Annotated in this window: 19 protein-coding genes and 1 rRNA gene; 9 read left to right on the top strand and 11 right to left on the bottom strand. The window is 68.5% G+C overall.

The annotated features are described in order from the left end of the window. Window positions 1-336 precede the first annotated feature (336 nt). Window positions 337-906, top strand: a complete 570-nt coding sequence (locus ACH4EW_RS08610; protein ID WP_398253410.1) for a DJ-1/PfpI family protein — start codon at window positions 337-339, stop codon at window positions 904-906. A gap of 17 nt (window positions 907-923) precedes the next feature. Here ACH4EW_RS08610 and ACH4EW_RS08605 read toward each other — a convergent pair whose 3' ends face one another. Together ACH4EW_RS08605 and ACH4EW_RS08600 are read right to left on the bottom strand one after the other, a co-directional pair. Continuing rightward, on the bottom strand, window positions 924-1595 hold the full coding sequence (locus ACH4EW_RS08605; RefSeq protein WP_398253407.1) for an HAD family hydrolase: 672 nt from the start codon (window positions 1593-1595) through the stop codon (window positions 924-926). Between the two features lie 94 nt (window positions 1596-1689). After that, window positions 1690-2196 carry a DUF6912 family protein gene (locus ACH4EW_RS08600; RefSeq protein WP_398253405.1) on the bottom strand — a complete coding sequence of 169 codons (507 nt, stop codon included), beginning with the start codon at window positions 2194-2196 and terminating at the stop codon, window positions 1690-1692. A 291-nt stretch (window positions 2197-2487) separates the two neighbouring features. Here ACH4EW_RS08600 and ACH4EW_RS08595 point away from each other — a divergent pair, with 291 nt between their 5' ends. Continuing rightward, the gene (locus ACH4EW_RS08595) at window positions 2488-2916 is read left to right on the top strand and encodes an Rv3235 family protein (RefSeq protein WP_398253403.1); all 429 of its coding nucleotides are present in this window, start codon (window positions 2488-2490) and stop codon (window positions 2914-2916) included. 305 nt (window positions 2917-3221) lie between these two features. Here the strand turns inward: ACH4EW_RS08595 and secA are convergent, their stop codons facing one another. Then, a complete protein-coding gene (gene secA, locus ACH4EW_RS08590) occupies window positions 3222-6041 on the bottom strand; it encodes a preprotein translocase subunit SecA (protein ID WP_398253400.1) in 2820 nt (939 codons plus the stop codon). Window positions 6042-6279: 238 nt separating this feature from the next. Between secA and ACH4EW_RS08585 the strand changes: the two genes are divergently transcribed. Together ACH4EW_RS08585 and ACH4EW_RS08580 are read left to right on the top strand one after the other, a co-directional pair. After that, entirely contained in the window at window positions 6280-6855 is a 576-nt protein-coding gene (locus tag ACH4EW_RS08585; RefSeq protein WP_398253397.1) for a GNAT family N-acetyltransferase, read from the top strand. A 72-nt stretch (window positions 6856-6927) separates the two neighbouring features. Then, entirely contained in the window at window positions 6928-8103 is a 1176-nt protein-coding gene (locus ACH4EW_RS08580) for a winged helix-turn-helix domain-containing protein (RefSeq protein WP_398253395.1), read from the top strand. 58 nt (window positions 8104-8161) lie between these two features. Here ACH4EW_RS08580 and ACH4EW_RS08575 read toward each other — a convergent pair whose 3' ends face one another. The 7 genes from ACH4EW_RS08575 to mtnA form a co-directional block, all read right to left on the bottom strand. Further along, on the bottom strand, window positions 8162-8908 hold the full coding sequence (locus ACH4EW_RS08575) for a response regulator (protein WP_398253393.1): 747 nt from the start codon (window positions 8906-8908) through the stop codon (window positions 8162-8164). Window positions 8909-9095: 187 nt separating this feature from the next. Then, a complete protein-coding gene (gene hpf / locus ACH4EW_RS08570) occupies window positions 9096-9785 on the bottom strand; it encodes a ribosome hibernation-promoting factor, HPF/YfiA family (RefSeq protein WP_398253391.1) in 690 nt (229 codons plus the stop codon). A 323-nt stretch (window positions 9786-10108) separates the two neighbouring features. Then, window positions 10109-10834 (bottom strand): ComF family protein, encoded by a 726-nt coding sequence (locus tag ACH4EW_RS08565; protein ID WP_398253388.1) that lies wholly within the window; start codon window positions 10832-10834, stop codon window positions 10109-10111. 71 nt (window positions 10835-10905) lie between these two features. Next, on the bottom strand, window positions 10906-12675 hold the full coding sequence (locus tag ACH4EW_RS08560) for an LpqB family beta-propeller domain-containing protein (RefSeq protein WP_398254733.1): 1770 nt from the start codon (window positions 12673-12675) through the stop codon (window positions 10906-10908). An 85-nt stretch (window positions 12676-12760) separates the two neighbouring features. Next, a complete protein-coding gene (gene mtrB / locus ACH4EW_RS08555) occupies window positions 12761-14785 on the bottom strand; it encodes an MtrAB system histidine kinase MtrB (protein ID WP_398253386.1) in 2025 nt (674 codons plus the stop codon). A 1-nt stretch (window position 14786) separates the two neighbouring features. Continuing rightward, window positions 14787-15476 (bottom strand): two-component system response regulator MtrA, encoded by a 690-nt coding sequence (gene mtrA / locus ACH4EW_RS08550; RefSeq protein ID WP_187438793.1) that lies wholly within the window; start codon window positions 15474-15476, stop codon window positions 14787-14789. Between the two features lie 4 nt (window positions 15477-15480). Next, window positions 15481-16626 carry an S-methyl-5-thioribose-1-phosphate isomerase gene (gene mtnA / locus ACH4EW_RS08545; RefSeq protein ID WP_398253384.1) on the bottom strand — a complete coding sequence of 382 codons (1146 nt, stop codon included), beginning with the start codon at window positions 16624-16626 and terminating at the stop codon, window positions 15481-15483. A 140-nt stretch (window positions 16627-16766) separates the two neighbouring features. On the opposite strand from mtnA, the gene ACH4EW_RS08540 reads away from it, so the two are divergent. From ACH4EW_RS08540 to ACH4EW_RS08520, 5 genes are read left to right on the top strand one after another with little or no spacing between them, the layout of a single operon-like run. Continuing rightward, complete coding sequence (locus ACH4EW_RS08540; RefSeq protein WP_398253382.1) at window positions 16767-17996, top strand: hypothetical protein; 1230 nt, start codon at window positions 16767-16769, stop codon at window positions 17994-17996. Window positions 17997-18000: 4 nt separating this feature from the next. Further along, entirely contained in the window at window positions 18001-18690 is a 690-nt protein-coding gene (locus tag ACH4EW_RS08535) for a DUF4129 domain-containing protein (protein WP_398253380.1), read from the top strand. After that, the gene (locus ACH4EW_RS08530; protein WP_398253378.1) at window positions 18687-19892 is read left to right on the top strand and encodes a DUF4350 domain-containing protein; all 1206 of its coding nucleotides are present in this window, start codon (window positions 18687-18689) and stop codon (window positions 19890-19892) included. Before ACH4EW_RS08535 ends, ACH4EW_RS08530 begins: the two co-directional genes overlap by 4 nt. Continuing rightward, window positions 19889-20890, top strand: a complete 1002-nt coding sequence (locus ACH4EW_RS08525) for an AAA family ATPase (protein ID WP_398253376.1) — start codon at window positions 19889-19891, stop codon at window positions 20888-20890. The genes ACH4EW_RS08530 and ACH4EW_RS08525 overlap by 4 nt, the downstream gene beginning before the upstream one ends. 10 nt (window positions 20891-20900) lie before the next feature. Then, on the top strand, window positions 20901-22211 hold the full coding sequence (locus tag ACH4EW_RS08520) for a DUF58 domain-containing protein (protein WP_398254730.1): 1311 nt from the start codon (window positions 20901-20903) through the stop codon (window positions 22209-22211). A gap of 109 nt (window positions 22212-22320) precedes the next feature. Here the strand turns inward: ACH4EW_RS08520 and rrf are convergent. Beyond that, window positions 22321-22437 (bottom strand): 5S ribosomal RNA (gene rrf, locus ACH4EW_RS08515). Window positions 22438-22588 lie beyond the last annotated feature (151 nt).

The following is a 22588-nucleotide window of genomic DNA, read 5'->3' as shown; positions in this document are numbered from 1 at the left end:
ACCGCCACGACGCGGGGTTTCCGGTCTGAGTCGACGCTATGCCGCTATGGGAGATGCCCGGGACCATATTGGCAATTTTTGGCAGTCGGCCCGGGATGTGAGGATCAGTGATGGCCCGGGTGCTGTGGCACTCCGGGCGCAGGCCGGGGGCTTCGCTGCCCCCGAGGCGTATCGCGCTGATCACGGGGTCCAGGCTATCTCGCCCGCCCCCGTAACCGTCACGAGCCGTTTGTGTATAAAAGATGGCCCCGAAGTTTGACACTCTGGACAGCGCGTCGGCCCGCATTGCCGCACTCTGGTAGACGGAACAGGCCGACGAACCGTGGGAGCCCCGCCATGGCACCGAAAATCCTGATCGTCACCGGCGACGCCGCCGAGTCCCTGGAAGTCCTCTATCCCTACCAGCGGCTGCGCGAGGAGGGTTACGACGTCCATATCGCGGCCCCCTCCCGCAAGACGCTCCGCTTCGTGGTCCACGACTTCGAGCCCGGCTTCGATACGTACACCGAGAAGCCCGGCTACACCTGGCCCGCCGACCTGGCCTTCTCCGAGGTCTCCCCGGGAGACTACGTGGCCCTGGTCGTCCCGGGCGGCCGGGCCCCCGAGTATCTGCGCAACGACGCCGAGCTGCGCAAGATCCTCAAGGCGTTCTTCGACTCGGACCGGCCGGTGGCCCAGATCTGCCACGGCCCGCTGATGACGGCGGCGGTCGGCGCACTGGTCGGCCGGCGCGTCACCGCGTACCCCGCCCTGGAGCTCGACATGCAGACGGCGGGCGCCGTCTTCGAGGACCACGAGGCGGTGGTCGACGGCACCCTGATCTCGTCCCGTGCGTGGCCGGACCACTCGGCATGGATGCGCGAATTCCTGAAGGTGCTCCGCACCAAGGCCCCGGTAACCACCTGACGGCGCTTGCGGCCTTCCTATCCAGCCATCCGCTCGGCGAGAGCGGTGGCCTCGGCCAAGCTGTCGACGACCGGCACCCCGGCCGCCTCCAGACTGGCTCTGCTGTGCGATCCGCCGGTGTAGAGCACGGCCTTCGCACCGACATGGGCGGCGGCCACGGCGTCGTCCGCCGCATCGCCGATGACCACCGTGTGTTCCGGGGACACCCCGTCCAGCGCGGCGATGTGCCGCTCCATGTGCCGGGCCTTGCTGCCGCCGGAAGGCCCGGTGCGCCCGTCGACGCGTACGAAGTGCCGCTCGATGCCGTACCCCCGGACCACGGGGACCAGCTGGTCGTGTCCGTACATGCTCAGGAGGGACTGGCTGCGCCCGGCCAGCTGCCACTGCACGAGAAGCTCCTCGGCACCTTCGGTGAGAGCGCAGGCGGCCCGCTGCTCGGTGTAATGCCGGTGAAATATCCCGTCCATCCGCTCCCACTCGGCCTCCGTGGGCAGCCGGCCCATCAGCCGTTCGTAGAAGCGGGGGATCGGGACGCAGTACATCTCGCGGTACTGCTCCAGCGTGATCGGCTCCAGGCCGACCTCACCGAACGCGGCGTTGGCCGCGCCGACGACCGCGGCGTTGTCGTCGAGCAGCGTGCCGTTCCAGTCCCAGACCAGATGTGTGCGGTGCTTCCGATGCGTCCCCATACCCAAGAAAGTACCCGCCGGGTCCGACACCCGGTCAGGAGCAGGGGCAGCATCCCCACCGCCCTTTTCCCTCTTCCTCTCCCCCTTATCTGACTTATCCGATCAGATTCGGAATCTCCTGAATGCCGAACCAGAGCAACTCGTGGTCCTCGGCGCCGTCCACGGTGAACTGAGCGTCGTCGTCACCGAGGTCCGCCGCGCCCAGCGCGGCCGCGGCGGCCGTGACGTCCTTCTCCGCGTCGTCCCCGTCGACATGCACAGCGGCGGCCTCGGTCAGCGCCACGGAGGACGCGATCCGCACCTCGCCGAGCGAGGACGAGTCGAGGCTGCGGTCCGGGTCGGCCACGGCCGCGCCGTCCGGTACGTCGACGGCGACGACGACCCGCCGGCGGACCGCGTCGGGGTTCCCGGCGATCAGACGCAGCGAGGCGGAAGCGGCCCGGTTGAGCGCCGCGTACTCCAGCTCCTCGATGTCGTCGGAGACGTACCACTCGCGCAGTCCGGGGGTCACCGCATAGGCGGTCAGCGGACCGGGACCGATCTCGCCGGCCTTGTGCGCCGCTGCGAGACCGGAGAGCGTCAGGGGGACGTACACGCGCATGGCTGGCCGCTTTCGTAGTCGGAAACGCCCTCAGGATACGTGCGACGTCCCCCTTTGGAGTTACCTGCACCACTGCTGCCCCGTCCACCCCGCAACCGTCTCTCACCCTCCCTACGCCTTCCTCGCACCCCGCTCGGCACCGGGTGCATCACCCGGATAGGTGATTTCTCCAGATCACGTCCGGCGCCCCATCGGCGCTTGCGACCGCCCCCGCCGTCGCCGTAGAAGGTCCACAGCAGAAGTTACCGCCCGGTATTCGGCCGGGCCTCTGAAGCACGGGGGCGATGAACGATGAGCACGAACAGGACCCGGCCCAGCGGACGACACGACCAGCGCAGGCCCGAGTCCGTACCACCGCAACGAGCGAGAACTCCCCGACGCGTCCGCCCCCACCACTGGTTCGCCGAGCGCCTCCTGGCGGTGCTCAGCGGCCAGCGCCCGGTGCACTGGATGCTCGGACACACCATCGGCGAGGCATACGACCAACTGGCCGAACTGGCCCCCCGCACCCCCCTCAGGGCCCGCGGCGCCCGCCCGGTCATCCGCATGTGCCACGGCGCCCAGCCGGCTCCGGGCGTGGTGGAGGCCTGCGCGAGCATCGCAGCGGGCGAACAGGTAAGGGCCATGGCCTTCCGCCTGGAACAAGGTACGGACCTCCGCTGGCGCTGCGCGGCAGTGGAACTGGGCGACGAACACCTCCAGGCAACGCCCACCCGGTAAACGCCCGGCCCAGGACCTCCCACGCCCCTCAGACGCGCGAACAGCGGGGCCAGGGGGGAAGCCCCCCGGGGCCGGAGGGAGCCCCGCGTACCACCGGAGGAGAGAACAGCCCCGCGCAATGGCACACCATCCGCGCCAAAGGCACCCACCCACCCCACGCGCCCCGTGGCCCGTGCCCCGCGGCCTGGGGGCCCCGGGCCGTGGGGTCGCCGCACCAGGGGCCCAGAAAAAGCCGGGGCCGGCACCCGCAAAAGGTGTCCGGCCCCAGCCAAAACCCACCGGCGCCAACAGCGCCGGCGCCACCGCTACTTCTTGCGGCGCCGCCCACCCCCACCATTCTTCTGCGCCTTGCGCCGCTCCGCCCGAGTCAACCCGTCCGACCCGGACGCGACCCCACCGTCACCGTTGGAGAAGTCGCCCTCGACGACCCCGCCCTCCCCGTCCACCGTGGGAGCGGAGAAGTGCAGCCGGTCCGGACGCTGCGGAGCATCGAGCCCCTTGGCCCGGATCTCCGGACGCGCCGCCGGCACGAGGTCCTCCTTGGCGAGCGAGGTCCGCTCGGCCTCGTCCTGCACCGGCACCTCCTCGACCTGCTGCTCGACCTGGACCTCCAGGTTGAACAGGTAGCCGACGGACTCCTCCTTGATGCCCTCCATCATGGCGTTGAACATGTCGAAGCCCTCGCGCTGGTACTCGACCAGCGGGTCCTTCTGCGCCATGGCACGGAGGCCGATGCCCTCCTGGAGGTAGTCCATCTCGTAGAGGTGCTCACGCCACTTGCGGTCCAGGACGGACAGCACCACACGCCGCTCCAGCTCACGCATGATGTCCGAGCCGAGCTGCTTCTCGCGCGCGCCGTACTGCTCGTGGATGTCGTCCTTGATGGACTCGCCGATGAACTCGGCGGTGATCCCGGCCCGGTCGCCTGCCGCCTCCTCCAGCTCCTCCACGGTGACCTTCACCGGGTAGAGCTGCTTGAACGCACCCCACAGCCGGTCCAGGTCCCACTCCTCGGCGAAGCCCTCGGCGGTCTCCTGGCGGATGTAGTCGTCGATCGTGTCGTCCATGAAATGGAGGACCTGGTCCTGCAGATCCTCGCCCTCCAGGACCCGGCGACGCTCGCCGTAGATGACCTCGCGCTGCCGGTTGAGCACCTCGTCGTACTTCAGGACGTTCTTACGCGTCTCGAAGTTCTGCTGCTCGACCTGCGACTGGGCCGATGCGATCGCCCGCGTCACCATCTTGTTCTCGATCGGCACATCGTCCGGCACATTGGCCATCGACATGACGCGCTCGACCATCTGCGCCTTGAACAGCCGCATCAGGTCGTCGCCGAGCGAAAGATAGAAGCGGGACTCGCCCGGGTCGCCCTGACGGCCGGAACGACCGCGCAGCTGGTTGTCGATACGGCGCGACTCGTGCCGCTCGGTGCCCAGGACGTAGAGCCCGCCGAGCTCCCTGACCTCTTCGAACTCCGCCTTCACAGCCTGTTCGGCCTTCTCCAGCGCGGCGGGCAGCGCGGCCGCCCACTCCTCGACATGATCGACGGGGTCGAGGCCGCGCTGACGCAGCTCCGCCTCGGCGAGGTCGTCGGGGTTGCCGCCGAGCTTGATGTCGGTGCCTCGTCCGGCCATGTTCGTCGCGACCGTGACCGCGCCCTTGCGGCCGGCCTGGGCGACGATCGTCGCCTCACGATCGTGCTGCTTGGCGTTGAGGACCTCGTGCTGGACACCGCGCTTGGAGAGCTGCTGCGAGAGGTACTCGGACTTCTCGACCGAGGTGGTGCCGACCAGGATCGGCTGGCCCTTCTCGTGCTTCTCCGCGATGTCGTCGACGACCGCGGCGAACTTCGCGACCTCGGTGCGGTAGATCAGGTCCGACTGGTCGGCACGGACCATCGGCCGGTTGGTCGGGATCGGCACCACACCGAGCTTGTAGATCTGGTGGAACTCGGCGGCCTCGGTCATCGCCGTACCGGTCATACCGGAAAGCTTGCTGTAGAGGCGGAAGAAGTTCTGCAGGGTGATCGTGGCGAGCGTCTGGTTCTCGTCCTTGATGTCCACCCCTTCCTTCGCCTCGATCGCCTGGTGCATGCCCTCGTTGTAGCGGCGGCCGGCGAGGATACGGCCGGTGTGCTCGTCGACGATCATGACTTCGCCGTCGATGACGACGTAGTCCTTGTCCTTCTTGAAGAGTTCCTTGGCCTTGATGGCGTTGTTGAGGTACCCGACGAGAGGGGTGTTCACCGACTCGTAGAGGTTCTCGATGCCGAGCCAGTCCTCGACCTTCGAGACGCCGGACTCATGGATGGCGACGGTCCGCTTCTTCTCGTCGACCTCGTAGTCGCCGGTCTCCTCGATGCCCTTGAGCGGGTTGCCCGCCTCGCCCTTGGTCAGACGAGTGACCAGCTTGGCGAAGTCGCCGTACCACTTGGTGGCCTGGTCGGCCGGGCCGGAGATGATCAGCGGCGTACGGGCCTCGTCGACGAGGATCGAGTCGACCTCGTCGACCACGGCGAAGTTGTGGCCGCGCTGGACGAGCTCGTCCGCGGACCACGCCATGTTGTCGCGGAGGTAGTCGAAACCGAACTCGTTGTTCGTGCCGTACGTGATGTCGCAGGCGTACTGCTCACGGCGCTGGGCCGGCGTCATGTTGGCGATGATGCAGCCGACGGTCAGGCCGAGGAACTTGTGGACCCGGCCCATCAGCTCGGAGTCGCGCTCGGCCAGATAGTCATTGACCGTGATCAGGTGCACGCCCTTGCCGGAGAGTGCGTTGAGATACGCCGGCAGGGTACCGACCAGGGTCTTGCCCTCGCCGGTCTTCATCTCGGCCACATAGCCGAGGTGCAGAGCTGCGCCGCCCATCATCTGGACGTCGTAGTGACGCTGTCCGAGGACCCGCTTGGCGGCCTCACGGACGGTTGCGAATGCCTCGGGGAGCAGGTCGTCCAGGCTCTCGCCGTCCGCGTACCGTTCCTTGTACTCGTCGGTGAGCGCCCGCAGCTCGGCGTCGGAGAGGTTGACGAAGTCCTCTTCGATGGAGCTGACCTGGTCCGCGATGCGGTGCAGTTTGCGCAGGATCTTGCCTTCGCCTGCACGCATGAGCTTGTTGAAGACGGACACTGAGGCTGGTCTCCTTGCCGGTCGGGCCTGGCACTGGGTCGTGTATGGACTCTGGCACGGGCACGGCAGGTGGGCCCCACCGCAACGGCCATCGTAAGCGAGGACCCCACCGCGCCGGGAGGGCTGCCGCCGCGTCGGCTCCGTCATCCCCTCCGAGTCAACGGCCGGGGGGCTCCGAAGGTGCCGGGAAGTCCGAAAAGTGTTCGCTTCACGGCCGGCATCTCGCCAGAATCCGCACATGGAGCCGATCACCCTCACCACCGAGCGACTGCTGCTGCGCCCTTTCACGATCGGGGACGTGGACGAGATCCACGCTGCTTGTCAGGACCCGGACATCCAGCGCTGGACAGTCGTGCCCTCGCCGTACGGCCGAGCCGACGCGGAGCTCTTCGCGGGCGAGCTGTCCCCCGGCGGCTGGCGCGACGACTCCATGTACAACTTCGCGGTGGTCCTGCGCGAAGGCGGGGCCCTGGCGGGCGCGCTCGGCATCAATCGCCGCAACCTTCCGGGCACGTACGAGGTGGGGTTCTGGACCGCCAAGCAGCACCGCGGCCGCGGCTGCATGACGGAGGCGGTGCTGTCCGCCGCCCGCTGGACCTTCACCTCGCTCGGCGCTGACCGGCTTGAATGGCGGGCCGAGGTCGGCAACGCCCCCTCGCGCGCCGTGGCGCTGCGGGCGGGATTCCGGATGGAGGGCGAGCAGCGGTCGGGGCTGCTCAACAAGGGCGTCCGGCGCGACGCGTGGGTGGGTTCGCTGCTCCCGTCCGATCTCGGCCTGCCAGGCACCCACGCCTACCTGCCCGCCACCACATGACTCACGGCCTCTCTTTGCCGCCTCGGAGAACGCCACGACCGGATGTCAGTGCCTCCCTCTAGGGTGCGGGGCATGACGTCTGCGCCGCCTCCCGCCGCCGAACTCTCCGCCGATCAGGCGCGCAGGATCGCCCTGCGCGCCCAGGGCTTCCTGGGCGCTCCGGCCCGCCGGGCCGGGGTTCCAGGCGTGCTGCGGCATCTCGGTGCCGTACAGCTCGACACGATCTCGGTGCTCGCGCGTTCGCACGAACTGATTCCGTACGCGCGCCTCGGCGCGGTCGGCCGGCGCACGGTCGAGGAGGCGTACTGGTCGGGTGGCCGTACCTTCGAGTACTGGTCGCACGCGGCCTGCATCCTGCCGGTCGAGGAGTGGCCGCACTTCGCGTTCCGCCGCCGCGCCTACCGCTCGCGCCCCCACTGGCACCACGACCTGCCGGACGGCGCCTACGAGACGGTGATCAAGCAGCTGCGTACCGAGGGCCCCCTGACGGCGACCGAGCTGGGCGGCGCGAAGAACGGCGGGGAGTGGTGGGACTGGTCGGAGTCGAAGGTCGCCGTCGAGCGCGCCCTGATGTACGGCGAGGTGGTGTGTACCGAGCGGCGCGGCTGGAAGCGGGTGTACGACCTCGCCGAGCGCGCCCTGCCCGATGCCGTGCTGCACGACGATCTGGACGACGCGGAGTGCCTGCGACGGCTGGTCGCGCTCGCGGGACAGTCCCTGGGGGTCGGCACCCGCGCGGACATCGCGGACTACCACCGGCTCAAGGGTGAGCAGTTCGACGCGGTGGTGGCGGACTCCGGCCTGGTGCCGGTGACGGTGCAGGGCTGGGCGAAGCCGGCCTGGGCGGACCCGGCGGCACTGGCTACGGAGCCGCGCGGGCGGCACCGTACGACCCTGTTGTCGCCGTTCGACTCGCTGGTCTGGGAGCGGGCACGCACCGAGCGGATCTTCGGTTTCACCCATCGTCTGGAGGCCTACGTCCCCAAGCCCAAGCGGATACACGGTTACTTCGCGATGCCTCTGCTGTCGGGCGGAAAGCTGCAGGGCCGCGTCGATCCGGCGCGTGAGGGCAGCACGCTGGTCGCCCGCCAGGTGTCCCTGGAGAGCAGGAAGGCCGTGACGCCGATGGCCGAGGCGCTGCTGGAGGCCGCGTCCTGGGTCGGTTGTACGGATATCCGGCTGGAGCGGGTCGACGCGCCGGAGCTGCGCGGGCCGCTGGCCCAGGAAATCGCCCGCGCTCTGGCATGAGCGCGCATTCCCGTCCCTTTACCCTGCGTCGTCCTGTCCGGTCCCGTCATGGGAGCGGTCATCCGATCTCCAGGATCTTCTCCCGCATGGCATAGACCACGGCTTCCATCCTGGAGTGCAGCTGCAGTTTCTCCAGAATGTTGCGGACGTGGTTCTTCACGGTGTTCTCGGAAATGAACAGTTCCTTCGCGATATCGCGATTGTTCATGCCCGTAGCAACGAGTTTCAGCACTTCCAGCTCCCGGTCGGTGAGCCGCGGCGCCGGCACCAGCCTGCGCTCGTCGGTCCGCTGGATCATCGACTTGAACTCGGTGAGCAGTTTCGACGCCATGGAGGGGCTGATCTGGGACTGCCCGTCGGCGACCGCGCGAATCGCGGTGGCCACCTCGTCCGTGGAGATCTCCTTGAGGAGATAGCCGGTGGCGCCCGCCTTGATCGCGTCGTAGAGGTCGGCCTCCTCGTCGCTGATCGTCAGCATGATGATCTTCGCGCTGGGGGCCACCTCCTTGATCGACGTGCAGGCCTCGATGCCGCCGCGCTTGGGCATCCGCACATCCATCAGCACGATGTCGGGCAGCAGATCGGCCGCCTTGTCGACCGCCTCCGCCCCGTCACCAGCCTCGCCGACGACCTGGATGTCCTCCTCCTGGGCGAGGACGATCTCCAGACCTCTGCGGAAGAGCGCGTGGTCGTCCACCACGAGGACCCGGATCGGCTCCTTGCAGGAACCACTGTCCGACGCCTCGGTATCGGCAGCGCCGTCGACATCATTAGCATCGCGCACGGGCCCGAAGGTGTCCGCCATCGTTCCTCCCCCTGAAGGCCATGGCCTGAAGTTCACAAACTGTCCGCCAACGGCAGTTCACAGAGCACCGGTTGGCTTGGGACGACATGATTTCACGCCTGGACGTCGGAGCGGTTGATCCTGTGGCCGCATACAGGTGCCCCTGGGGGGCGCACAGGCGCTCCAGGGGCACCGCAGAAGTGTGGCGTCAGCCGCCGAGCGCACCGCCCGCGCCACCCGCTTCGTCGGCGGCCAGCGGATCGGTCCTCAGGTGAATGACACCGTAGTCATAGGCGTGCCGTCGGTAGACGACGCTGGGTTCCTTCGTTTCGGAGTCGACGAACAGATAGAAGTCGTGCCCGACCAGCTCCATCTCGTAGAGCGCCTGATTGAGCGACATCGGTGCGGCAACGTGCGTCTTCTCGCGCATCACCAGCGGACCCTCGCCCTGTACCTCCAGCGAGCCGAACCTGGTGGTGGGTACGGACTGAGCCGCCTCGTTACCGACCAGATCACCCTCGCCGTTGAACGATGCCGTGCCCGGCACGGTCTCGGCGACTTCGGCAGCGGGAATCCGGCCGTTGCCACGACGGCTGTAGCGCTTGTCGTGCTGCTTCCGCAGCCGCGCCTCCAGCTTGCCGGTGGCCAGGTCCAGCGCTGCGTACGGGTCGCCTGCGGCCGCTTCTGCCCGGATGACCGGTCCACGCGAGCGGAGCGTGATCTCCACTCGATCGGAACGGTCGGCCTGACGGGGGTTCGGCTCCTTGGACACCTCGACGTCGAGGCTGATCACCTTGCCGTCGAACTTCTGAATCTTGTCCAGCTTCAGCTTCTCGGCCACGTGCTTGCGGAACCGCTCGGGCACCTCGGTCTTGCGGCCCTTGACGACGATGTCCACGCAGAACTCCGTTCCCGGATCACTCCGCTCATGGGCGGAGCATCTCCCTTTTTGCACCAGGCCCCGGTGGTAACCGGAGCCGCGGACTCGGTGACTTCCACCTCCTCCTCCCCCATCGGCAGGGTCTCCACCCCACCGAATCCTCTGCTTCTGGACTACGGGTGATTTGCCTGCCCGAAACCTAGTGGTGCATTCATCGAGGTCCGGCATTCACCATTCCTCACAACCGAACATAGCCTGCCCGGCCGGATGTCGGCACCCGCTACTCGCACGTACCTCCGTTCAGGTGTTTTCACCCAGTCACTACCTGCAACGATCCGAGCTCACAGGCAGTTCCGGTTTCTTTCAAAAGCCGACGGAGATACTGCGACAACGGCCGCCTGCCCGCTGCCGGGCAGGGCACCCTTGCGCCCGTCCGCTGCCCCGATCGCCCGGGCTGCCTCGGCCAGCGAGGCACCGGTCGTCAAAAGGTCGTCCACCAGTACCACCCGTCCAGCGGCAAGCAGCCGTTCGCCCCCGGCTACGACCTCCAGTGCCCCGGCAAGATTCGCCTGTCTCTGCCGGGCTCCCAGCCCCGCCTGATCGGCCACTGGCCGCCGCTGCCGGAGCACCGCGGCCATCCGGGTACGGGTGCCTCCGCGCCGCAACTCGCCTGCGGCCGCCAGCGCGATCCGACGCATCGGATCATGCCCCCGCGCTGCCACGGCCCGCCGCGCCGACGGCACGGGCACGAGCAGCAGCGGCCCGGTGTCCATCTGCCCCGTCCCGGCCCGTACAGCCCCCGCCAGCGCCTTGCCGAGCGCTCCCGCCAGCCCCAGTGCACCCCGCTCCTTATGGGCCAGGAGCACCGCACGTACCGCGTTCTCGTACGCGGCGGCGGCATGCACCACCGGTAGGCCCGCGGGCTCCGGCACGGGCCGTACCCTGCGCGGTACCCCGCCGTACAGCTCCGAACGGCATTCCTCGCACAGTTCGGTACGCGGCGTGCCGCAGCCACCGCAGGACACCGGCAGGACCAGTCCGGAGATCTCCCGCCACCATCCCCGCATGACTCCACTGTGCCCTCCCCGAAGGGGCCGGGCCACCCCTGTGGAAAACGCGGGAGCGGCCTTGTGGGACCTCAGCCCGGATAGACCAGCGACGAGCCTTCCTTGACCACCGTCTGCCAGTTGTCACCCGGCGACAGCTTCACTATCCCGTCGCTCGACGTGACCGCCATCAGCGGCAACTGCTCGTCGTCCGCCGCCGCGACCGACGACACCTGATTCACACCGGGCAGAACACCCGACGCGGGCGTCGAACCGTCCGCCTGCACATAGCGCACCTGCTGCACGCCGTCCTGCTCCTTGCCGACCACCACGAGACGGCTCGGGCCCGACCACGACATCGCCGTCACATCCGTCAGCTGCGGTGCGGCCTGCCGCAGATCCACCACCGAGACCTTCTGCTCCGTCTCCGGCCCACTCCGCTCGATCCGGCCGATCTTCAGCGTGTTGTGGCCATCCTGCGTCACCAGGAGCGCGATCCGCACTCCGTCCGCGGACATCCGCAGCGCCTCGATGCGCCCGCCGTCCAAGCTCGGCACGCTGACCTTCTGCGGCTTGCCGACACCACCGGTCAGCCTCAGCAATCTGGGGTTGTCGGGATCCCGGTCGGCCACCCAGAGGTCGCCCCTTCCATCCCAACTCGGCACGGACAGACGGTTGTTCGGATCCTGGGCCTTGCTGGTCACCGCGGCCGCGGGAAGCTCGCCGCCCGAGACGATGGACGACACGTAGAGGGCCGCCTTGTCGCGCGTGACCGCCGCCGCCAACTGCTCGTCCCTGGCCACACCGACCGCGCCCATCGGCTCCGGCCCGTCGCCGAGCGGACCGGCCACCGCCTCCGGGGTGCCACTGCCCTTGGTACTGCCGGGAATTCGCTCCACATGCCCCTTGCCGTCGATGAAGTACTGGCTGTCCGGCCCGCTCGATGAACCGTCAGGGGCGAACTCCTCCGCCTGGTCCGTCCCGAGGACGCACAGCGGGGAGCCGTCGGAGCGCTGCAGTTCGACCTGCTCGACCCGTGCGGACGTCAGGTCCCGCAGGGTGTAGAGGACCTGTGAGGCCATCATGCGGCAGGCGCGCTGTCCGGCGTTGTCCGCCCGGCTGTTGAGCGGGACCTCCAGTACGTTGCGGTCGTCGGGGGCCAGCGAGGTGACGCCCTTTTTCAGCGTCGTACCGGCGGGGAAGCGGGAGTCGACCACCGGTCGCAACCAACTGGTCGGCCCTGCCAGGAGGCTGCGGACCGCCTGTGTCACGGTGTCCATCCCTGTGACAGGATCCGTCCGGCTGCGGAGATACACGGGGTCGGCAACCAGGGTCGATTGCTCCGGCGTCCCCCCCGCCGCGAAGTAGTACTTGTCCACAGAGCGGTAGAGACGTTTGAAGTCCGACTGCCCGAGCAGAAGGCCGTCCGGCACACTGTCGATGCGCCACTCCTTGCCCGACGGCCCGTTCTCCTTCACCAGACGCAGCTTCTCGTCGTAGTGCGTGGGCGCGAGCGGCTGATAGGCACTCTGGGCGTCGACCGTTGCCACTTTCTCACCTGTCAGGGTGTAGGTGATCTCCTTGGCGCCTGGGCCGTTGTCGCGGGACGGGCGGTCGCTCCGGTTCGGCGCCTTGGTGAGCACCGTCGTGAACGCGCTCGGCTTCCAGGTACTGGCTGCCTTCCTCGTCAGGTACTTGCGGGTCGTCCTGAAGTTCGAGTCATCACTGGTCATGGACTCCAGGAAGCCGTCGACGACCTCGTTGGGGGTGGCGTTGTCGCGCGGCGCCACGGCATACACCTGCACCTGGGAGTCACCGGGCTGCGAGGCGTCGACAGCCTTGACATCCCCGGTGACGGGCATCGAGCCGCACGCGGACAGCAGTACGACACCGCATCCGACCAGCGCGAGCAGCCCCAGCGCGCCTCCGTGGCCGTCCCTACGACGGTCAGCGCCCACGATTCGTGTCCCCCCGCTCCGGGTCCTGCACTGCAGAGTCGAAATCGCCGTCCGGCCGGTCCTCGGCGGCGCGCGCGACCACCCGTGCGCCGCTGCCCGGCAGGGCCGCCGGATGCACCGAGGCCGGCGCCGTCCGGGAGACCACGGGGGCACGCGCGGGTACGGGCAGCGCGGACCGGTCGTTGCCACCGGGCTGGGACGGCACTGCCGTCAGCCGGTGCTCGCTCCCGGTCGTGGAAGCGGCCGCGGCTCGCTCCTGGTTCTCCCGGTTGCTCCGGGAGTCCTCGGGTTCCAGTGGTATCGGCGAACCGCGCAGCGGTTCGTCCGCCGTGCGCGGCAGAGTCAGCCGGAACTGCGAACCACCGCCCGGCTCGCCCCATGCCTGTAGCCAGCCGCCGTGCAGCCGGGCGTCCTCCACGGCGATGGACAGTCCGAGTCCGGTACCGCCGGTTGTCCGTGCGCGAGCCGGGTCGGCCCGCCAGAAACGGTTGAACACCCGCGTCGCTTCGCCGGGCTTGAGCCCCACGCCGTAGTCCCGGACGGCCACGGCGACCGCACCTCCGGCCACCCCCATCCGCACCACGACGTCCCTGCCCTCGCCGTGCTCGACGGCGTTGACCACAAGGTTGCGCAGGACGCGCTCGACCCGCCGCGCGTCGGCCTCCGCGATCACCGGCTGCTCGTCGCCGACCACCCTGATCCGGGTACCCTTGCGCTCGGCCAGCGGCTCGGCCCCGCCGATCACCCGCCGTACGACCTGCCGCAGATCTATCGGCTCGGCCTCCAGCGCGGCGGCGCCCGCATCGAACCGACTGATCTCCAGCAGATCGGAGAGCAGCGACTCGAACCGGTCGAGCTGATCCCCGAGCAGCTCCGCTGAACGCGCCGTCACGGGATCGAAGTCGCTGCGGGCCTCATGGATGACATCGGCGGCCATCCGTACGGTCGTCAGCGGCGTCCGCAGCTCGTGGGAGACGTCGGAGACGAAACGCCGCTGCATCCGGGACAGCTCCTCCAACTGCTGGATCTTCAGCTGCAGGTTCTGCGCCATCTTGTTGAAGGCCTCACCGAGCCGTGCGATGTCGTCCTCGCCGGTGACCTTCATCCGTTCCTGGAGCCTGCCTGCGGAGAGCCGCTCGGCGATACCCGCCGCCATCCGTACCGGCGTGACAACCTGCCGCACCACGAACCAGGCGATGGCCCCGATCAGCACGACCACGAACAGTCCCGCAGTCGCCAGCGTGCCCTTGATCATCATCAATGACTTCTCCTCCTGCGTCAGCGGGAAGAGGTAGTAGAGCTGGTACGGATTGTGGTCGATGTCGTAGAGCCGCTTGCCCACGACGAGCCCAGGCTGCTCCTCCTGGCCGTTCGCGTACTGGATCATGGAGTACGTCTGGTACGCTCCCGGGCCCTTGTTCACGGAGTCCCGCAGGCGCTGTGGAATGCTCGCCGCCTCCACACTGCCCGAGCCTCGCGGCGCACGGGTGCCCTCGTCGGCGCTGAGCGCCACGACGTGGAAGGCGTTCTTGCCGCCACTGGCGAGCTGATCGACGAGCTCCGTCCGCCAGGAGTTGTTGGCAGAGGTGCCGTCCGCCGCATCGCCGCCCTGCCCACCGGGGGCGAGCGGGGCGTTCGCCTTCTCCTGGGCCGCCGCGAAACCGCCGGCGGCCTGGGTCTGAGCAGCCTTGCCCTTCGCTTCGAGCAGGCCGTTGCGCACCTGTCCGATCACGACCAGACCAAGGAGCAGCACCACACCGAGCGACATGAGCAGCGTGCCCGCGACGACCCGCAGCTGGAGGTTGCGTCGCCAAAGCCGCACGGCGGGCAGCAGCGGACGCCGTACCCAGCGCATCAGCAGTCGCGGCACAAGGCCGCCGGGCGCCCGGTCGTGGAACAACCGGCCCCCCCGCAGCAGAAGTCCGACCCGGGACGCCTTGTGTCCCGGAGCGGCAGCCCGCTCCGCACGGACTCCCGGCTCCCCGGGCTGCGGAGCAGCGCTACTCAGGGGCATTTCAGCTCGGCCCGGCCTTGTAACCGACGCCTCGGACGGTCACCACGATCTCGGGCCGCTCCGGGTCCTTCTCGACCTTGGAGCGCAGGCGCTGGACATGCACATTCACCAGCCGGGTGTCGGCAGCGTGGCGGTATCCCCAGACCTGCTCCAGCAGTACCTCACGGGTGAAGACCTGCCACGGCTTACGGGCGAGTGCGACCAGCAGGTCGAACTCCAGCGGAGTGAGGGCGATCGACTGTCCCTCCCGCTTCACCGAGTGACCGGCCACATCGATGACCAGATCCCCGATGGCCAGCTGCTCCGGCGCCGGTTCCTCGGACCTCCGCAGACGTGCCCTGATCCGGGCAACCAACTCCTTAGGTTTGAACGGCTTGACGATGTAGTCGTCGGCCCCGGACTCCAGGCCCACCACCACGTCAACCGTGTCACTCTTGGCAGTGAGCATGACGATCGGCACACCCGACTCGGCCCTGATCAGCCTGCAGACCTCGATGCCATCCCTGCCGGGCAGCATCAGATCCAGCAGGACCAGGTCCGGCTTGGCCTCACGAAATGCGGCAAGTGCCTTGTCGCCGTCCGCTACGAACGACGGCTCGAACCCTTCACCACGCAGCACAATCCCGAGCATCTCGGCCAGTGCGGTGTCGTCGTCGACGACAAGGACGCGTCCCTTCATAATCGACATCATCCCATTAGCTAATCGTTACCTGTGATGATCTGGCACACAGCTCTGCCAGTCCGACCCCCGTGACCGGGGAAACTGTGCCCTCCTCCGTGACGATCGCCGTGACCAGCTCCGGCGGTGTGATGTCGAACGCGGGGTTGTACACCGGCGTTCCCTCCGGCGCGATGAGCAATCCGGCGGTTTCCCCTCCTGCCACCTGGATCTGCGGGGATATGAGCTCCGTCACTTCATGCCCCGGCCGCTGTTCCACAGTGATCGATGCCCCGTCCGCGGTGTCCAGGTCCACGGTCGTGGTCGGCGCCACCACGACGAACGGTACGTGGTGGTACTTCGCGAGCACAGCCAGCGGATAGCTCCCCACCTTGTTCGCCACCGACCCGTCCGCCGCAATGCGATCCGCCCCGATGAGCACGGCATCCACCTCCCCTGCGGCGAACAGCGAACCTGCGGCGTTGTCCGTAAGCAAGTTGTACGGCATGCCATTGCGCGCGGCCTCGTACGCGGTCAGCCGGGACCCCTGCAGCAGCGGGCGCGTCTCGTCCACCCACAGCCGGCGCAGCCGCCCCTCCCGGTGTGCCCCGAGTGCCACCGCGAAGGCAGTGCCCTCACCACCCGAGACGAGCGCCCCCGTATTGCAGTGGGTCAGCAGCCGATGCCCGCCACCGGGCAGCAGTTCGTCCAGAAGGGCAAGGCCGTACCGCGCCATACGCCCACTGGCCTCGGCATCCTCCCGGTGCAGCGCCCTGGCCTCGGCCAGGGCCACCGCCGCAGCCCGCCCCCGATCCGCCCCCCTCTCCACAGCCGCCCGGTACGCCCCGGCAGCCCGCCGCACCCCGTAACCGAGATTCACCGCGGTGGGCCGCGCCCGCTCCAGCAACTCTGCGGCCTGCGCCACATCGTCTCCCCGCACCGCTGCCAGAGCCACACCATAGGCCCCTGCGATGCCCAGCAACGGCGCCCCGCGCACCGCCAGCGTTCGAATCGCCTGCACCAGCGCGAGCACATCGGTGCACACCAACTCGGCCTCCTCGGCAGGCAGCCGAGTCTGGTCGAGGAGCACCAGCACGGGACTATCCGGAAGCTCGTCCCAGCGAAGTACGGGAAGCGCGGGAGGCGCGATGTCCACCGGCGATTGCGCGTCCTGATCAGCCATCCGCCCAGTCTGCCCCGTGAGCCACCCACAAATGAAGGTACGAAGGAAATACAGCGCCAGGCCCGTACCGGAGCAACGCGTGGCACGATGGCTGCCAACCTGCCGCCCCGATGAGCGGACAGGACCGTGAAGGAGCGAGAATGAACGACACTCCGGGCTGGGCCTCGCCCGGATCTGCTTCCTCCGAAGACCAGGGGGCAGGCAGCCCCCGGCCTTCCGAGCCCGTCGACGGCAGCGGCCCAGCAGGGAACTGGTCTCCCACGCAGCCGCCCGCAGGGCAGTGGTCCCCACCGGGCGCTCCCGGCACAGGTCCCGACGCACCGCCCCCCGCCCCCGGTTGGGGCGGGGGACCTCAGGGCGGCCCTGGCTGGGGAGGCGGGCCGCACGGCTCCGGCTGGGGGCAGTCGCCCGTCGCGGCCAAGCCCGGTGTCATCCCGCTCCGGCCACTCGGTGTCGGCGAGATCCTCGACGGCGCGGTCTCCACGATGCGGGCCCACTGGCGCACGGTCCTCGGTATCACGCTGACCATGTCCGTGATCGCCCAGATCGCCATCATCCTCGTGCAACGCTATTTGCTGCCGGAACCCGCAGCGATCGACCCGAACGCCACCGGCTCGGAGGCACTCCGGCAAGCCGCCGACTCGGCTCAGTCGGCACTGGTCAGCAATGTGCCGTCCCTGCTCATCACCATGATCGCCCTGCTGATCACGACATCCGTACTGACCGTGGTGATCAGCCGCTCGGTGCTGGGCCGCCCGGTGACGCTCTCCGATACATGGGCCGAGGCCCGGCCCCGGCTTACTCAGTTGCTGGGTCTGGCTCTGCTGCTCGCCCTGATCAGCGCCGTCATCATGACGGTGGGCGTGCTGCCGGGCATGCTGGTCGGCTCCGCCGCAGGCGCCGGGCTCGTCTTCATTGGACTCCTGGCCGCATTCGTCGTCGTCATCTGGGTGATGGTCCGCTTCTGTCTCGCCTCGCCGGCGCTGATGCTGGAGCGGCAATCGATCACGACCTCCATGCGCCGCTCCGCCAAGCTGGTCGGGGGCGCATGGTGGCGGATCTTCGGCATCCTGGTGCTCACCCGGCTGCTGACTCTCATCGTGAGCGTGATCATCGGCACCCCGTTCAGCTTCATCGCGATGGCTGTGGACGGCGGTATCGGCTCCTTCCTGACGGACGGCTCCATGGACTTCGGCTGGCCGTTCCTGATCGTCTCCGGCATCGGTCAGGTGATCACTGCCACGATCACCTACCCCCTCTTCGCCGGCGTGATGGCCTTGCTCTACATCGATCAGCGCATCCGCCGCGAGGCACTCGACCTCGAGCTCGCCCGGGCAGCGGGCTTGCCCGGATACGACACCAGGAGGTGATGCCGTGTCGGGGGCGGGGGGCACAACAGCAGCACGACTACTCATCCAAGCGAGCAGTGACATACCCGTGGACACTCCACGTGTCCCCGCCCGCGAGGCCGCGAAGCACGAGCTGTCCAAACCGATGTACCACGAGAACGATCCCAACCTCTTCCAGCGCGGCCTCGACCGCCTCTGGAGCTGGATCGGCGAACTCCTGAACGCGGCTTCCGGCGCCGCACCAGGGGGCCCACTCGGTCTTGCCGTGCTCGTGCTGGTGGTCATCGGCCTGGCCGCCGCACTCTGGTGGCGGCTGGGCACCCCGCACCGCACCGTGCGTTCCGCAGACGCCCTCTTCGACGACCGCCCCCGCAGCGCGGCCGAACACCGCACGGCCGCCGAAGCCCACGCCGCCGCCCACCGCTGGACCGAGGCGGTCCAGGAGCGCATGCGCGCCATTGTCCGTTCCCTGGAGGAGCGCGCCCTGCTCGACCCCCGCCCCGGGCGCACCGCCGACGAGGCCGCTGCCGAAGCGGGCCGTCCACTGCCCGCACACGCCAGGCGCCTCCACGCCGCCGCCAGAGAATTCGACGATGTCACGTACGGCGGCCGCACTGCAGACCAGCAGGCGTATCTGGACATACAAGCTCTGGACCTCGATCTCGAAACCGCCAAGCCCCTCCTGACAGCCGCGGCCCACGGAGCAGCCGAATGACCGAGGTCACCCCCGCCCCCACCACCTCGGCATCCCTCGCCCCGCACCAGATCTGGATCCGCATCCGCGGCCTGCTGCTCGCCCTCCTCGTACTCCTCGCTGCCGGCATCACGCTGGCAACCGTGCGCTCCGGTGACCAGCACGGCCGCCTCGACCCCCGTTCCGCCGACCGCCACGGCAGCCGGGCCATCGCTGAGCTCCTCAAGGAGCGTGGCGTCTCCGTTCACGTGGTCACGACGCTCGACGAGGCCACAACCCGGGTCGGCCCCGAAACCACGCTGCTCGTCGCCTCCCCCAATCTGCTGACACCGCACCAGCAGAGCGAACTCCGTGCCACGACCGACCACTCCGCCGGCCGCACCGTCCTTCTCGCGGCGGGCCCTCCCTCCGTGGGCACACTGGTCCCCGGTGTCCGCGCGGAGTCCGCCGGACCGGTAGCCACCCGCGCCCCTCAGTGCTCCCTGCCCGCCGCCCGCAAGGCCGGCGATGTCGAAACGGGGGGCTTCCACTACGCCTCGGACGGCCTCGATACCACCGCCTGCTTCCCGAGCGACGGCCTCCCCACCCTGCTCCTGGTCGAGCAGGGCGCGGGTGACACCGTTCTCCTCGGTTCCCCCGACCTTCTCCACAACGAACGGCTCGGAAAACAGGGCAATGCCTCCCTGGCCCTGCAACTGCTTGGTTCCCGCCCGCATCTGGTCTGGTACCTCCCCTCGCTCGCTGATACCTCCGCTGCCGCCGAGGGCAGCGGGGACGGCTCCGACGACGACCGCAGCTTCGTCGACCTGATTCCACGGGGCTGGCTGTGGGGCACCCTGCAACTCGCACTCGCCGCCGTGCTCGCCGCCATCTGGCGCGCCCGTCGCCTGGGCCCGCTGGTGGTCGAGCGGCTGCCCGTGGCCATCCGCGCCTCCGAATCCACCGAAGGCCGAGCCCGCCTCTACCGCAGGGCGAATGCCCGTGACCGGGCCGCCGACTCACTGCGCGCCGCCACCCGCACCCGCATCGCCCCACTCATCGGCGTCTCCCCACGTAATGCCGACTCCCCCGCAACACTCATCCCTGCCGTTTCCGCCTGTCTCAGCACCACAGGCAACGACCTTCAAACCCTGCTCTTCGGCCCCACCCCGTCCGACGACGCCGCTCTTGTACATCTGGCAGACCAACTCGACGCCCTCGAAAGAGAGGTACGCACATCATGAGCGCCCCGCCCCCAGTGCCTGCCGGGACTACCGAGACCGTCGGGAACAGCGAGACAGCCCGCGGATCCCTGGAAGCGCTGCGTTCCGAGATCGCCAAGGCCGTAGTCGGCCAGGACCCAGCAGTCACCGGGCTCGTCGTCGCTCTTCTCTGCCGAGGCCATGTCCTTCTCGAAGGCGTCCCCGGCGTGGCCAAGACCCTCTTGGTCCGGGCTCTCGCGGCTTCACTCGAACTCGACACCAAGCGTGTCCAGTTCACCCCCGACCTGATGCCCAGCGACGTCACCGGCTCACTGGTCTACGACGCCCGCACGGCAGAGTTCTCCTTCCAGCCCGGCCCTGTCTTCACCAACCTGCTTCTCGCCGACGAGATCAACCGAACCCCTCCCAAGACGCAGTCCTCCCTCCTGGAAGCGATGGAAGAGCGCCAGGTCACCGTCGACGGAACCCCACGGCTACTGCCCGAGCCCTTCCTCGTTGCCGCCACGCAGAATCCCGTCGAATACGAGGGCACGTACCCGCTCCCCGAGGCCCAACTGGACCGGTTTCTCCTCAAACTGACGGTGCCGTTGCCGTCCCGCGACGAGGAGATCAACGTACTCACCCGTCATTCCGACGGCTTCAATCCGCGCGACCTCAGGTCAGCGGGCATCCGCCCCGTCGCGGGCCCGGCCGATCTGGAAGCCGCCCGCAACGCAGTTGTCCAGACCAAGGTCTCCCCCGAGATCGCCGGCTACGTCGTCGATATCTGTCGTGCCACGCGCGAATCCCCCTCGCTCTCTCTCGGCGTCTCTCCCCGAGGCACCACCGCTCTGTTGTCGACAGCCCGTGCCTGGGCTTGGCTCACCGGCCGTGACTACGTCATCCCGGATGACGTGAAAGCCCTGGCACTCCCCACGCTTCGCCACCGAATCCAACTGCGGCCCGAGGCAGAGATGGAGGGAGTCACTCCCGACTCCGTCATCACCGCAGTCCTCGCCCACGTCCCCGTACCCCGATGAGGCGGTGACCGTGGCCCTCACCGGACGTACCGCCTTGCTGGCCGCCTTGGGGTCACTCCCTGTAGGGATTCTGGCCCCCAGCTGGACGGGCATGCTCGCGGTCAATGCACCGCTGTCTCTAGCAATTCTGTGCGACTACGCCCTGGCTGCGCCAGTGCGAACCCTTCAGTTCACTCGATCCGGTGACACAACTGTTCGACTTGGCGAGGTCGCCGAAGTGCAACTCACCGTAACCAATCCTTCCCGTCGCCGCCTGCGGGCACACCTCCGCGACGCCTGGCCACCCAGCAGCTGGCCCACCGGCACGGAGCAGGCATCATCCCGTCACACGCTGACGATCCCAGCGGGGGAACGCCGCCGGCTGACCACGCTCCTACGACCGGCACGGCGCGGTGATCGCCGAGCAGAACGCGTCACCGTGCGCTCGTTCGGGCCTCTGGGGCTTGCGGCCCGCCAGGGGAATCACAAGGTCCCGTGGACGGTACGTGTTCTGCCGCCCTTCACCAGCCGCAAGCACCTACCGTCCCGCCTCGCCAGGCTGCGCGATTTGGACGGCCGCACCAGCGTCCTCACTCGTGGAGCAGGCACGGAGTTCGACAGCCTGCGTGCCTACGTGCCCGGCGACGACACGCGGTCCATCGACTGGCGGGCCACGGCACGTCAGTCCGCGGTCGCAGTGCGCACGTGGCGCCCCGAGCGGGACCGTCACATCCTCGTCGTCCTGGACACCGGCCGTACTTCGGCGGGCCGTGTCGGTGACATGCCCCGTCTCGACGCCGCTCTGGACGCGGCCCTGCTCCTCACAGCGCTTGCTACGCGGGCAGGCGACCGCGTCGATCTGCTCGCCTACGACCGCCGCGTCCGCGCCCAGATCCAGGGCAGGTCCGCGGGAGAAGTCCTGTCGGCCATGGTGAATGCACTGGCGCCGATCACACCCGCACTCGTGGAAACGGACGCCCGCGGTCTCAGCGCTGCCGTGCTTGCCAGCGCTCCTCGTCACTCCTTGATCGTGCTCCTCACCAGTCTGGACGCGGCGCCCGTAGAAGAAGGCTTGCTCTCCGTCCTCCGCCGACTGACCCAGCGCCACACGGTGCTGGTCGCTTCAGTGGCCGACCCACACATCGAACAGATGGCAGGAGCCAGGGGCACCGTGGACGCGATCTACGAGGCCGCAGCCAGCGCACAGGCGCAAGCGAGGCGACTCCGCACCGCAGAGCAGCTCCAGCGCCACGGCGCGGTGGTCATCGATGCCACCCCGGACAACCTCGCCCCGGCTGTCGCCGACGCCTACCTGGCCCTCAAGGGAGCGGGGCGCCTCTGACTCACCTTTCACGTCAAAGAATTCACTCATCGGGAAGGGCCCTCCCGGCGAACCTCGTGAACGCAGAAAAGCCCCGTGCCACAAGGGCACGGGGCTTTCCCGAAAAGGAGTTCGGCGGCGTCCTACTCTCCCACAGGGTCCCCCCTGCAGTACCATCGGCGCTGAAAGGCTTAGCTTCCGGGTTCGGAATGTAACCGGGCGTTTCCCTAACGCAATGACCACCGAAACACTATGAAATTAACCAACACCGGAACAAACACGGCCGTTCGTTATTTCAGAACTAACACAGTGGACGCGAGCAACTGAGGACAAGCCCTCGGCCTATTAGTACCAGTCAGCTCCACCCGTTACCGGGCTTCCACATCTGGCCTATCAAC

It is taken from the genome of Streptomyces sp. NPDC018000 (assembly GCF_044328025.1).
In the GTDB taxonomy this organism is placed as follows: domain Bacteria; phylum Actinomycetota; class Actinomycetes; order Streptomycetales; family Streptomycetaceae; genus Streptomyces.
This window is presented reverse-complemented; position numbering and strand designations above follow the sequence as displayed.